Source organism: Lacrimispora indolis DSM 755 (genome assembly GCF_000526995.1).
GTDB classification, from domain to species: domain Bacteria; phylum Bacillota; class Clostridia; order Lachnospirales; family Lachnospiraceae; genus Lacrimispora; species Lacrimispora indolis.
The window spans coordinates 2,487,206-2,501,162 of sequence record NZ_AZUI01000001.1 but is presented as its reverse complement, the minus strand read 5'-3'; the positions used below and the strand labels follow the sequence as shown (position 1 = coordinate 2,501,162).

General features: G+C 37.5%; 10 protein-coding genes. All 10 read right to left on the bottom strand.

Annotation, left to right across the window (positions count from 1 at the left end; translation table 11 throughout):
- Positions 1–14: 14 nt before the first annotated feature.
- Entirely contained in the window at positions 15–1,331 is a 1,317-nt protein-coding gene (locus K401_RS0112040) for an MFS transporter (RefSeq protein WP_024293183.1), read from the bottom strand.
- Between the two features lie 294 nt (positions 1,332–1,625).
- Positions 1,626–2,501: a hypothetical protein gene (locus K401_RS0112035; protein WP_024293182.1), complete on the bottom strand. Its 876-nt coding sequence runs from the start codon at positions 2,499–2,501 to the stop codon at positions 1,626–1,628.
- Positions 2,502–2,601: 100 nt separating this feature from the next.
- Positions 2,602–3,075, bottom strand: a complete 474-nt coding sequence (locus tag K401_RS0112030; RefSeq protein WP_024293181.1) for a flavodoxin — start codon at positions 3,073–3,075, stop codon at positions 2,602–2,604.
- A gap of 197 nt (positions 3,076–3,272) precedes the next feature.
- Entirely contained in the window at positions 3,273–4,361 is a 1,089-nt protein-coding gene (locus K401_RS0112025; RefSeq protein ID WP_024293180.1) for a DNA alkylation repair protein, read from the bottom strand.
- Positions 4,362–4,940: 579 nt separating this feature from the next.
- Positions 4,941–5,891: a 2-hydroxyacid dehydrogenase gene (locus K401_RS0112020; protein WP_024293179.1), complete on the bottom strand. Its 951-nt coding sequence runs from the start codon at positions 5,889–5,891 to the stop codon at positions 4,941–4,943.
- Between the two features lie 385 nt (positions 5,892–6,276).
- Positions 6,277–7,026, bottom strand: a complete 750-nt coding sequence (locus tag K401_RS0112015) for a GNAT family N-acetyltransferase (RefSeq protein WP_024293178.1) — start codon at positions 7,024–7,026, stop codon at positions 6,277–6,279.
- 719 nt (positions 7,027–7,745) lie between these two features.
- Positions 7,746–8,735, bottom strand: a complete 990-nt coding sequence (locus K401_RS0112010) for a RelA/SpoT-related domain-containing protein (protein WP_024293177.1) — start codon at positions 8,733–8,735, stop codon at positions 7,746–7,748.
- An 860-nt stretch (positions 8,736–9,595) separates the two neighbouring features.
- The gene (locus K401_RS0112005; protein ID WP_024293176.1) at positions 9,596–9,943 is read right to left on the bottom strand and encodes a cupin domain-containing protein; all 348 of its coding nucleotides are present in this window, start codon (positions 9,941–9,943) and stop codon (positions 9,596–9,598) included.
- Positions 9,944–10,143: 200 nt separating this feature from the next.
- Positions 10,144–11,898: an ATP-binding cassette domain-containing protein gene (locus tag K401_RS0112000; RefSeq protein WP_024293175.1), complete on the bottom strand. Its 1,755-nt coding sequence runs from the start codon at positions 11,896–11,898 to the stop codon at positions 10,144–10,146.
- A gap of 329 nt (positions 11,899–12,227) precedes the next feature.
- The gene (gene hydA / locus K401_RS0111995) at positions 12,228–13,619 is read right to left on the bottom strand and encodes a dihydropyrimidinase (RefSeq protein ID WP_024293174.1); all 1,392 of its coding nucleotides are present in this window, start codon (positions 13,617–13,619) and stop codon (positions 12,228–12,230) included.
- Positions 13,620–13,957 lie beyond the last annotated feature (338 nt).

Sequence of the window (13,957 nt, the reverse complement as noted above, 5' to 3'; positions counted from 1 at the left end):
GTAACAGTTTGCGTTTAATCACTGATACCACAGGCCGCGGGATCATCCGCTTCCCTATGCTCTTGTTCTTTAGCGAATTCGGGATCACGGATATTGCCAACGATAACAATTGCTACGATGAAAATAGTAAATGTGAACACAAATGGCAAGCGGCGGTCAATGCTTGATAACCAGCCGGCAAAGTAGCCAAACGGTGAGGCAAAAGCAATGGTAAAGGACATAATCAAAGCATTAATACGGGCACGCTCCTTTGGGTTAATGTTTAGCTGGAGCAAGGCATCTTTACGAGGCACTACAAGAGCACTGGCTACTGCCGCAACAAAAACATAAATGATAATAAGGGACATACTTCCGACCGGAGCCAATATCAGAAGAATCGAGCACGCGGCGTACAATATTAAACCGATCCACATGGGTATCCGGAATTTCACCGATTCCAGGCGGTGCTGTATTCCAATCATGAAAATCAACATCACAGCAGCATTTAAAATAGGGAAAAAAGCCAGATAACGATCTGCAATGCCTAATCTTTGTGTTACATACAAGCTGAAGAAGTTGGTATTGACAAGATTCGTTATATGTAATATCACAGAGACAATCAGCACTTTCATAATCTCTTTATTCTTTACTACTTTGGGTATCAGATCCTTGTATTCGTATAACATCTGTAAAACAGGGGTATCTTTCGTCTCAGCCATACGAATCTTTCCCTGCCGGGTTTCTTCACAATGCCGAAAAGTAACAATCACTTTAATCAGCATATTCAAAGCGAAAACAAAATATAAGACACGAACAACCGGAACCACGGTAAAGGAATTTATTAACAACCCTGAAATTGGCGCAAAAAAGATTGCAACCAGACCGCCTATGTTGACCCAGGTATATATTCCTAATAAATCCTTGGAATCGGCATCTTCAATCAATAAACAAAACCATGCCGTCTGGTTAATCTGCTCAAAACTGTTAAATAAAACTGCAATTAAGAAGAGCCAGAAGTTTCCCGATACGGCCCATATCATGCAAGCAACACTCCAGCCAAAGAAATCACCCATCATGGTTGTAAATTTTCGCCCAAACTTATCTGTGATGATACCGCCAATGAAGGAAAAAAACACCTGAACAAACATGGCAACCGACAGCATCAGCCCGATTTGAACGTCCGTGATTCCCTGTGTGTACATATACAGTGTGGCAAAAGGTGCGATTAAGTTATACGGAATCCCCCAGAGAGGCTCTATAAAAATTAGAGTTCTTGGATTTCCTTTATTCTGTTTCAATAATTCAATTAGCGGATGCTTCCGCAGAGTTTTTATTTTTTGTGCTGTATTCACTGGTTTCTCCATTCTACGAATGTTTCTATATTATATTCATGGCTGTTTAGTCAATTACTATGGAAGAGAACGAAGCGACAAGCAGACAATGCTGTACCAGCCATTTCACTCCTTGGTTCTGAGATGAAGGATGCTCAGTCCTTGTTTTTTATAAAATAGCTATACTGAATATAGTATTTCAACTCTTATCTTTCGATATGTAATTCAGCAATCTTTTTACCAGAAGCCAATACCTCCGTTCCTGTTTGTCAGTTCTCTTTGTAAATCCAGGAATTTTGCGGCTGCATATAATCCTCATAATGGGATAGACAGCCATATCTGAAACAATGCCGAAATCCATTCCGATGCTTTGCGTCTGGTTTCAAAACCAACGTAACCTTTATAATTATAAAGGTAATCTATTTTCCACTGGCCTGCTTGTATTTGTTTCTCCTGAAGGAGATCCAGCAAGGATTCACAGTTTTCTGTTGCAGTTAGCTGTCTTTTTCCAACGATATAGATTAAATCAGTGAGGGAGAGCGCATAATTTGGGGGAAACATTATGTCTGTAATATGCGGACTGATGGGTCTCCCATCCGATAACCGCTGAAACATATTATGACGAAGCATATAGTCTGTCCCCTGCATAAGAAGACTTTCTGCTTTGCGATCTACACATTTTGCACACTCCATATAGGTGGCAAGCGCACGGACGGTTTTTCCGACTCCAATATAGCATGGTGTTTTTCCAAGACAACCACCGTGTTTGCAAATACCTTTATAAGGCCATGGAGTGGTTTGATTACGTTCAAATAGCTGATATTGCTCGATCCACCTTAAAGCGACTTTTACTTCTTTACTATCAGAAAAACCAAGCCGGCAATAGGCTTCCAACAACATGGCATTGTAGCAAGGGACGATTTCTTCTACCCCGCCCAAACATGAAAAGCCTTCGGTTGTGGCAATGTTTCGGTTTATATAATCAATTATTTTTTTGGTGTAAGGCAATCTTTCAATATAAGGGATTTCACTTAGTCCCATAACCCGAAATACAGCAAATAAAGGGTGATCCACAAAATCACCGGTAAGCTTGCCGACCAGTTTGGATTGACTTAATAGATGAGCAATTTCGTTATTATCTAAATATTCGTTTTTTTCATGGGCAATCCTTAAAATTAGTGCTGTATCCATGTTACACCTCTTAGAAATTTAATTGATTAAATAATCGTGGTTATCTGCATTGTATTTAAATGGCCTTTGGTTCAAAGCTACTCGATCAATTGGATTTCCATTATGATTCATAACCAATTGTTTCAAGCCAATTTATGACGTCTTCCTGTGCAGCAGCACCGTTTACAGCAATGCCAGGTAAGATTACAGACTTTGAGCATTCTTTCATTATATCTTTTTCAATCTGTCCAAACCCACCGCCTCCATGAGTGCAAAAGGGAATTACAATTTTGCCTGTAAAATCATGCTGCCTGAGGAAGCTCAACACTGGCGGCGCTACTGTCTTAAACCAGTTAGGTGTTCCTATAAATATTGTTTTATAATCATTTATTTCCTCATATCCAGATATTAGCTTAGGAGTGTATCCTAAAGAAATTTGATTTCTCACTTCTTTAGCAGCTGTATTATAGTCAAAGGAATAATTCTTTTCAGGAATTAACTCTCTTAAAGTGCCGCCAGTCTGCAATGCTATTTCTAATGCCAAATTCTCTGTGTTATGAAAAAGTGAATAATATACAATCAACGTATTATCCATATGGGCTATATCCTTTCGTAATCGTAAATTTATTTTGGCAAGGCCATGCCTTTTATCAGTCATAATATCCACAATGGCATATCCATAGGGCTTAAACTGGCTTAGTTATTTACAATATGACTGTATTCATCATATTCATCTCCCCACTATCTAAAAATAATCTAAAATCAAGATATTGATATTCCTTCCAGACAGAATTAAGTAACTAATTTAAAATCTATTTTGCCTCGTTCCACACCGTTGACAATAAGTGTAATTGAATGAATTCCCGGATAATGCTTCCTTGTACTTAAATCTGCAAAGGAATGTTTTTTAGTGTAAAACTTCTTCTCATTTTCATTCAATGAAATTTCAGAAATTTGAAAAATCTTTCTATTTCTTTTTCCATTAGCTTTTACATAATCGATCCCATATTCCAGCCTTACTTTTGTCGCTTCATTTGTCAAAATATTAAATGAAAAAGTAATATCCTCTCCAAGCGAAATAGAGGTCGACTCTAAAATAAAATCAGCAACATCTATAGAATTAGCATCATGGTATCCAAAAACAGCCAATACATCACGATTGCCTTTTTTTAGCAATGTTCTGCATCCGTGCTTTACAATCCAGTTAGTGTATTCATTTTTACCATACCAATCCTTTGCCAGCTTTGCAACTAAATCCGGGTGTGTTTTAGAAATGTCGTTTAGATTATTGGCAACACTCTTTCGTACATACAATGATGGATCGGTTTTTAGCTGCTCCAATATCGGCAGAATTGGCGTAGGGTCTTTTTTATATTTGGTTAATATCTGACTCCATGGCAACAGAGGCCGGCAGCCCTCACTAGCAAGCCTGCGGACGTGTTCATTTTCATGCTTAGACCAAGCATACATCTGTGCCATCATACGTTCCTCATGGTTAATGATAAATGGCCTTACTGCAAACTCTGAAGATGAATGTGAGGTGTATCTCTCTAAGGCGTTTATGGATAAATCCCAATTCCCTTCATCCTGCCCATAAACCTCAACAAAGTCCGGGAAAAAAATACCTGAAAAACCAGAAGGACAGCCCTCAACAACTTTATTAAGTATGACAAGAGCTTCACTATATTCTACCGGTAAATATTTTCCCAGACTCATACTTATTTTTCGTACTCTGGCTTTTAACTCTAAATCATCCCAAGTCTCGTCCATTGTTGTTTTTAAGAACTCGTCGACCTGAAATGAGTGATAAACTGATTGAATAGCCAATGCAATCTCACGAAGCGATTCATGATTGAACATATTTTTTAATAAATCCGGCATTTTTTCTCCTTTTGCAGTATGCTCTCTCCTAATTATTTGCTTCACAAAATATAAATTCTCTACAACTGCTAAAACAAAGACTCTTAACCACAATAACGTCTTATATAATTAAACTTTATTCGTTTTCTTACCCACTCTACTAAAAGGGAATATATTTAACGAATACCAAACATAAAAACACACCTACAAGACAATCTCAAGATCTGAAAGACCTTTGTATTACTGGGATTTCTGCTCCAGCTATACGACTGTTTCCACATGTGTTGTTGCTGCAATTTTGATAACTGTCGAACCTGATACCCCTTGACGCGAGGGTATAATTATATTAATTCCAACACTCAACACTTGTTCTTTATAAAATATTTATACTAATGATAACACGGCAACGCTCTTTTTTCGATATCTAATTTGGCAAAGATAAAAGCTACTAAGACTAAAAACCCTCATCGTACTGAGATCCTTTGCCTTAACAGCCTTTAATATAAATCAATATCTCATTTTTTTAATTATTTCTCTTTATAAATTGAAATATGACAACGTACCATTATATTTATAAGGATATAAGTTTAAATTTTCTTTTTAGTCTACTCTATTGATCGGCTGTCCATTAGAAAAAGCTCTAATATTATCTTGGATCAATGAAACTAAACGTTGTCTAGTTTCTAATCCCCGCCATCCCATGTGTGGAGTAACTATAACACTATCCATTGTATATAATGGACTTGCATCATCTAATGGTTCAAATTCTTGCACATCTAATCCCGCACCTGCAATTACATTATTTTGCAATGCGTCAATCAATGCATTTTCATCAATTAACGCTCCACGTGCAGTATTGACTAAATATGCTGTCGGTTTCATCATTGCTAAGGTTTCTTTATTGATCATGTGTCTTGTTGATTCGCTTAAAGGGCAATTAAGAGAAATAAAATCACTTTGCATTAAAACTTCTTCATTTGTTGTAAAGTGAATATTCTCCTCATCTGCTCTGGGGGTTCTGGTCGATACTAAAATTTTCATTCCCATTGCTTGAGCTACTTTGATTATTTCTTTTGCAATATTTCCATAACCGATAACTCCCAGTGTTTTACCATTTAATTCCACATGGTCCACCATTAAATGTTTATGAAAATTATCATGATTACCTTCCGAAAGCATACGAATTTGTTTTTGCATTGAGCTTGCCAGGTTTAAAATCATAAGGATTGCTGTATGGGCCACTCGTTCACTGCTATACGCAGGGATGTTACATAATATTATTCCTTTTTCACGCACTGCATCCAAATCTATATTATTATATCCAGTTCCGGCTTCGCAAATCATCTTTACACTATGGGGAAATTTTCTAATAAAATCACCTGTGACTTTCATTTCTTTCGTTACAACAATAGTAAAACCGTCGACTCGCTCTAAAATTTTATCTTCAGACGTTTCATCATAGATTACCACTTCAGATGCAATTTGTGAGTAATCAATGTTCCCATCATAATTTACCAAACTGGCATTTAAAACCACAGTTTTATCATTCATAATTTTATCTCCTTCATATCACCTATATTTTAACCTGTTTTAAGGATGTTAAAAGCAGCTTTTTCAGCCTGTATTTCACCTCAAAATCGTCCGCAATTCATAACATCTTGTGGTCAAATCCTACGACTTACTTTCCAAGCTACAACGCTGCAGCACCACTACACATTCCACATGCATTGAGGCGGAAGTCTTATAATACATGGCGAAAACATACTAGCATATTAAAGTGGGAGGTAACCTTTTTCCCCATTTATTATATTTCCGTGCCATAATAAAACATTACTCTTAATTAAGTCTTATCTTTACATTATATAGATAACAAGCATTCGGCTTGCTGTTTAACATACAGTCCTAATAATCAAAAGAAAAAAGCCGAAATACAACCTTATTTTTTAAGTATTCTCTTTATGGAAGCGACATCTAACAAATTCACTGTCTCAAATTTTCCTTTATAAAACACCCCCCAGTTATTGAAAACACAAGGCAATTCCTTTGCTTTTTGTAGCGTATCCACTTGAATAAAAGATACAGGAACGTCATTCATTTCACAATATTGTTTTACCATTTCAATGCTTTGATAGACATAGGGGCATTGCATATCATAATAAATAGTTAGCTCTTTGCTTTCAATTTCTTGGTTTTTAACATTTTGTGCGAACTTTGGCGTTGTTCCGTCAAAAGAAAGTGCAAGCAACTCATATCCGTTATTGGTAGTATCAACAACCTCAAAGCCGAACTTCTTCGCAAATGATTGGTCAGAAAGAAAAGATTTTTGTTTTTTTGCTCCAAGCATACAAATGCCGGATTTCCCCCTTTCTTTAGCATCATCCAAACAATACTTCATCAGCAATTTCCCATACCCTTTTCCTTTGTAACTGCCAGAAACCCATAAGCAATACAGATAATAATAGTTTTCACCAGTTATGGGAACCCAAGCTGTTTCAAGAGGAGCGTATTCAATAAAAACTGTAGCCTTCTCATTTAACTTTCTAAAGACATGACCTTCATTTAGCCGGTCTGAAAGCCATTGTTTCTTTGCTTCAATACCTTGATGGGGCTTTTTACTGCGGATAATGCAGCATAAATGCTCATTGACAAGATTTTCTGTTGTTAAGTTCACAAAATCAGTATTCATATTTACCCTCCTTTAAATTATCATCTCTTGCTTATTAGGCTGCTAAAAAATGATTAACATATACATTTATTGTGATTGTTCAAATGATGTGTTATTTAAAAAAACTTCCTCCATCTTTGCATCCGAGCTTTCTATAGAAATGCTGGGCTCCTTCGACAACTGGTGTATCATTCACTACCACATGATCATTTATCCTATGTAAGATTGCTTTAACCCCTTAAGTACTCCGCACCACCAGGGATAGACACGATAAAATTATTTAAATAATTCTTTCCACCATTATCCATCGATTTCACTCCAATAATCCACATACAATCCATATCTAGTTTGATCTCAAATTCCTATATAAAAACCACTCAAAGCACTTAAAATATCCATTCTACTGAACCCTCTCCATAAAAACAATCTCAACCGTACTGCTTCATTTCAGCCATACGGTTGAGAGAATGGTATTGATGTCAATAAAACAACTAATACTATTTAGACTATATTCTTTGCACGAGGATTTGTAATATTTCTTCATAAGATAGTCCTGTTGTTTATTATGATTCTCTAGTAAATGCTATAAAAAAATTTTCGCTGGTCTTGTTACAAAAGTTACAGGCAATCCTAATAAATCAAGACATTTGTTCCTGATCTCTCAGATTGTCTATGTATAAAGCTGTTTCTTCTGAAATATTCGTACCACTAATATATATTCTAAATTGCTCCACAAATAATTAATCCACAAGGTCATTTTGGAATCTTGAAAGATGCTCGTACGGAAGAATAAGTCTTCCTCGGTAAAGGCCGCAGCCATCATTAATAAGTGAATTATTCACTGCTGAAAACATATTTACATCCAATTTTGATAATTCAAGCTGCTGCAGCATGATACCTCTTTCATAAGCATCATCAAAATAAATATTTTCTCCTTTAGGAATTGCATCTCGTTTGGCTCTTTCACTTTCCTGTCGTTTTTCGTAACCTAAATGATTGGCAGGACCAATTTCAGCGAAATCGTCCATTTCTTTTGTACGAAGTTGTACTTCCACATAACAACGTGCTATGTTATCATAAAATGTTATATGCAGCGAACGATAGCCATTAGTCTCTGGATTTACAACATAATCTCTATAATATGGGCTTATGCTCTCTCTTAACAAAGGCGATTTTTTCTGACCCTTTAAAGAAGCTATTTCTGCAGTAAATCCGCGTTCCTCCATGAAACCCAGCAACTGGTTGGCAACATCATATAGATATTTTTTTTCTTCATCCGCGCAATTTTCACCTTCTTTCAGATGACATTTGGGAAGGGAAATCACAATTCTGTATGCAATCAGGTCCCGAAAACAGTTTAAATAGTCTTTCAGTTCAGGAAGAGAAGGATAATTGCCGTGTTTCATATAATACTCGTAAATATATTCCACAATATATCCGTTAAATTTTGCTTCCGCGCGTATCAGAGATTTAATTCGGCCCTTAAAAGTAAATGCAAGAAAAGGATATTCATTTGCCATATATTTATAGAAGTCCCGAATCCGCTGAGACTGTGAAGTCAGGAATTCGTTGTGCTGTAAAAGTTCCGCAATTTGAAGTAGAAAATTACAGTGCACAAGATCAATCTGATTATGAGTTTCTTTCGACGACTGTTTCAAATCCTCGGTATATCTCTGTAATATCTTAAGAACGGTATCGCCTGAATATAAATAATCATTTAACTTTTTCATTATAATTTTCCGCATCTGTTCATTTTTTCACAGATGCAATTTCCTTTCCTGAGTGCTTAAATATCTATTTATCAAAAAATGATCAATATTTCCAACTCATTTTATCGCTGAAACAAAATCAAATATATCAGATATATTCAATCATACCCAGCTCTTTATGTGTTATAGTTTCCCGTCACCATCCGACCTGACCACTCACCCGACTATGACATCTAAATCACTTTGTCACAAGCATTACGGCTAGTTTTGATATGTTCCCGTTCAGCCAAAAAATAAAGCTTTTCAAACATCTGATTTCAACCTCTTAATCACACAAAAGTCCTGTATCAAGCCTTTAAAATAGCCTTTCCTACACCTTGTCATCAAAACTCCACATGTGATGTTACTGCAATTCTGATGACTGCCGAATCTGGTGCCCCCTTGGCGTCAAGGTACATATTCAATAATTCTGACGCTCAACCTTACTTATTTATAAATCAGCTATACCAATTATAACATGACATCCCTTATTTTTCGATGTCTAATTTAACAAAGATAAAAGCTGTTAACAATAAAACCCCCATTACTGAGGGTTTTAATTTTAGCAGTTTTCCAACAAAAACCAATATCTCTGTTCCTGCTTGTGTTTTTTTATTGTAATTTTATTACTATCCACTCATCATAAAAACGAAGCCCCATAGTTTCAATTCGATACGAGCCCTTTGTCGTGCTGATGCAGATTACCGCAGCCTTCAAGTTTTTTCTCATCCAACCAGCTATCAGAGCTGCTGTATGCGAATCCGGCCTTCTATCTATCAATTTTAACAGACAGTATAAATGGTGAAAAAAGTTTTTCACATGGCAGGGATAAAGATAAATCATTAAACATCTGCATCTGTTGCAAAGGCCTCTGAACCCATTGGCGAAATTGTGACATAAAGGCGTAAGATATCTTCACCGGTGTTTATAACCTGCAGGCTTTCCTGCCCATCAACCTGCATTAACTCGCCCACCTGCAACGAAGTTTCATTGCCATCTGTGACAACCTTGGCATTTCCCTTCATGACCTGAAGGAAAAGGGTTGACTCTAGATGTGTGTGTCCCGGTAGTATCTCCCCTTTTGCAATGTTTAAAACAAAGGCAATTACATTATCGCTTTTAAAAAGCATCCGCTTGGCGATTTTTCCTTGTGGCTCATGAAAATAATCATTGAAAATAAACTTGTTCATGGATTAATCCTCCTTTAATTTAAGCTTAAAATTTAATATACCCCAATTGGGGGATTAAAATTTTTTTCAATCCCTTTTTCCAAAAACATTTTCGGCTTTATTTTGTGGGGAAAATCTAATAAAACAGATTCTGAATCAGAATCACTGACTCACATGCTATGGGACAGCAATTCTATATTATATAATGTAACCTATTGCAACTATTTCATAGACATTTTCAATTTTTTAATAATCTCTTCTAATGACTCCATCAGAGCCTTTGCCATTTCAAATTCATTCGTTCGGAGCAGCTGTTGAATTCTGGTTTCTAACTCTTTTTTCTTTTGCTCCAGCAGCAGATAATCTTTGTCGAAATGATTGGCGTAAATCATCTGTCTGAATTTACGGTTGCTCATTCTGCGCACAGTATTATTTTCTACCAAAAGCACATAATCCATGCAATTGGCTACCGTATAATAATCATGGGACACCATAAGAATTCCACCTTTGTACTCTGAAACCGCCTGTTCTAATGCAATCTGAGCATAAACATCCAAATGCCCTGTCGGTTCATCCAACAGAAGGAGGTTGGCTTTTTCTAATGAGAGCACTGCTAATTGAAACAAATCTTTCTCTCCACCAGATAATTCACTCACTTTCTGGCCAAGGGTATCTCCTTCAAAACCATATTTTTTCAAATAGTTCTCTGTATCATTTATTGTACCAAATCCTTTATCTTCGAAAATTTCAAGCAACGTTTTCTCATTGTCATATAATGAGCCTGTAATCTGGGAAAACATGCTGACCTTTGCATCTTCACTAATCCTGATCGTGTCTTTCTTATTTTCAAAGATTTCGCATAGCATTGTTGTTTTTCCGGTTCCATTATTCCCCACAATTGCCACATGCTCTGCAGGCTTCATTTCAAAATCCACATGTTCTAAAAGCTGCTCATCAAATGCAACGTTATAATCCTTTAATTCCAGAATATTTTCATCTGCCACTTCCTTTTCCAGTCCAAAATAAATCTCCGGCTGTTTGATGTCCACAAAAGGAGCCTTTGTTTTTCTTTCTTTCAGCCGATCCACCAAGGTCTGTCTTGCATGTACGGCTCTTCCAAGGGATGCGTTGTCCATTTCCGACGCTTTTGCTCTGGATCTTTGTAAGATTTTACTTTGACGGTCAATCTCAGCTTGGTCTGCAGCTGCTGCTTCTTCTAAATCAATCTTCGTAGCGAGAAGTTCATAATTATATTCTGTATAGGTTCCATTAAATTCCTGAACATCCATATTTTCCATGTGAAGTATCTTGTTAAAGCAATGGTTTAACAAGTACCGGTTATGCGTGATAATAAGAAGCGTTCCCTTGTGGGCATTGATCAGACTTCTTAATGCATTCAGATGCTTAAAATCCAAAAACACATCCGGCTCGTCCATAATAAGGAACCTTGGACTCAGCATCATCTCCCTGATCACCTGAACCAGCTTAAATTCCCCGCCACTCAGGCTGCTGATCTTCTGATCTTCTAACTTTTGCAGATTGGCTAGTTTTAATTGCTTCTTAATATTGATTTCGTAAGACTCTCCATCAATCGCATTCCATTCATCTAATTCCTTTTGATACCCTTCGAATATCTTTTCCAGATCTGCAGCAGTTTCCATTTCCTTACAAAAGTCAAATATCTTCTGCTCATGCTTTACAAACTCATCACTGATATACTGAAACACGGTCATATCTTCTTTTGGATCTAGCTGCGAAAATTGACTGACATATCCAATTCTGTCTGTGTTGTCAATTTCTATTTTTCCATCATACAGATACTCTTTGGAGTGCATCAGCAAATCGAGTAACGTACTTTTTCCTGTACCGTTAGAACCAATCAATGCACAATGTACATCATCTTCTATTGTAAATGAAACTTTTTTATATAAATCCTTTTGCGGATACGAGTAGGACAAGTTTTGAACCTTAATCATGATTGCCTCCTGTGGCATTTATTTTCGATATAATTCTGATACAAGTTTCACAATGTGGTGGGGCCGTTTTTTATAATTCATATCAAAATCCCCTTTACCACACCTGATGTTAATTAAACAAGATTATTAAGTGAGCAATTGATATGAGTAGGAAGAAAGTTGATGGCAGCGAACGATGGACCATAACGGCTTTTCTTCGCCTCTTTCTCCCCAACTTTAAAAGGTGCTGGCGTTCCAAGAAGCTAACACCGGCACCTTTATTTAAGCCCGGACTCCACTGTTTTTGCAGTAAATCCAGTGCTGTACTATAGTTATAACGCTCAGCAGTTTTAAGCCTCCGCTAATACACTCTTATGTCGCTTCAAATATCTACCGCTGCCTTTCTTTCCAAGGAATTCATTATCTTTGACAATGACACATCCTCTCAGCAGTACAAGGTCAATATCACCTTTTACCTTCATTCCTTCGTAGCAGGTGTAGTCGGCAGCACCATGCATATCCCCATGAGTCAGAGTACGTTCCTTATTGGGATCTAAAATCACTACATCCGCATCAGAACCTGGTAAAAGTGTCCCCTTCTGCGGATACATGCCGTACATACGGGAAGGATTGGTGCATAAATATTTCACCATCTGAGGAAGTGTAATTCTTCCCTTTTGTACCCCCTCTGAAAAAATAACGCGCATCCGCTCTTCCACGCCGGGGGCGCCGTTGGGACAAGCGGTAAAATCATTGGCACCAGCCTGTTTTTTTGTAGTAAAATTAAATGGGCAGTGATCTGTTCCGATGGTATCAAGCACATTGTCCTGCAGCGCCTGCCACATGGCTTCAATATCTTCATTTTTACGAAGCGGCGGGGAAAGGATTGCTTTAAATCCTTCGATATCATCCTCGTACATCTCATCAGTCAGAGTCAAATACTGAGTGCAAGTTTCCACTGCAAAATTCTTCTGATGAGCGGCCTTCGCTTTCATGACCTCAAGAATACCTTCTTTGCTGGATAAGTGCACGATATAAAGCGGCGCCTCCCCTGCCATGGCTGCGATATGCAGCAGTCTGTCCACTGCTTCTGCCTCGCAGCGGGCCGGACGGCTTAAGGGGTGATATTTGGGCTGTGTATATCCTTTTTCCACATAGGTCTTTCTGAGATAACCTAAAACGCCGTCATTCTCACAATGTACGGCAATCACAATCCCATCCTTTTTTGCCTGCTTCATAACCTGGTATATCTCATCATCATTCAACTTAAAATTATAGGTTGTATAGATCTTAAAGCTAGTAATTCCCTCTTTTTGGGATATTTCACCCATTTCCTTCAGGATAGACTCATTCACATGCTGAATCACACCGTGAAACCCATAATCAACTACCGCTTTGCCATCAGCCAGTCTGTGATATTCCTCTACCTGATGCCAGAGACTGCAGCCAACCGGACCAAATGCCATATGATCTACAATCGTCGTCGTTCCTCCGCATGCCGCCGCAACCGTCCCATCATAAAAATCATCTACCGCACGATACTTTCCGGACTGTAAATCCATATGGGTATGAACATCCACGCCGCCGGGAAGCACATACTTTCCCGTAGCATCAATCACCTCGGCCTCCTCAGCAGGAAGATTTTTTCCGACTGCCTTAATCCATTCACCTTCTATAAGGAGATCCCCCTGAAACACTTCTGAATCTGTAACAATCATGCCATTTTTAATTAATTTATTCATAATGCCTCCTTATGAGCTTGTAATCGTAATGGTTTTATAGTACACCCTATATTGTGTACTTGTCTATTCTTTTCTTTCAGCCGGATATTAAATCCTGTGAGAAAAATTATTGATAACAAAGCACCGATGACTGTCTTGTGATTTTTAAGAGCTTTGACCTTCTCTCAACGTCTCAGCCACGTTTTCCTCTTTCAGCTACTCTTATATCCTTATTTATTGCACGTTATTTTCTGATTTTTTCAGGCGTTTTTGGGGGCAACAGAACTATGGATTTACATGCCCTGCGGAGTTAATAAGGATATTAACAAAATCTAGTCATTCATTGGCGGCAATTTTTT

Coding starts and splice junctions, on each gene's coding strand:
- K401_RS0112035 (WP_024293182.1), bottom strand. CDS start 2,501: ATGGATACAGCACTAATTTTAAGGATTGCCCATGAAAAAAACGAATAT.
- K401_RS0112030 (WP_024293181.1), bottom strand. CDS start 3,075: ATGGATAATACGTTGATTGTATATTATTCACTTTTTCATAACACAGAG.
- K401_RS0112025 (WP_024293180.1), bottom strand. CDS start 4,361: ATGCCGGATTTATTAAAAAATATGTTCAATCATGAATCGCTTCGTGAG.
- K401_RS0112020 (WP_024293179.1), bottom strand. CDS start 5,891: ATGAATGATAAAACTGTGGTTTTAAATGCCAGTTTGGTAAATTATGAT.
- K401_RS0112015 (WP_024293178.1), bottom strand. CDS start 7,026: ATGAATACTGATTTTGTGAACTTAACAACAGAAAATCTTGTCAATGAG.
- K401_RS0112010 (WP_024293177.1), bottom strand. CDS start 8,735: ATGAAAAAGTTAAATGATTATTTATATTCAGGCGATACCGTTCTTAAG.
- K401_RS0112005 (WP_024293176.1), bottom strand. CDS start 9,943: ATGAACAAGTTTATTTTCAATGATTATTTTCATGAGCCACAAGGAAAA.
- K401_RS0112000 (WP_024293175.1), bottom strand. CDS start 11,898: ATGATTAAGGTTCAAAACTTGTCCTACTCGTATCCGCAAAAGGATTTA.
- hydA (WP_024293174.1), bottom strand. CDS start 13,619: ATGAATAAATTAATTAAAAATGGCATGATTGTTACAGATTCAGAAGTG.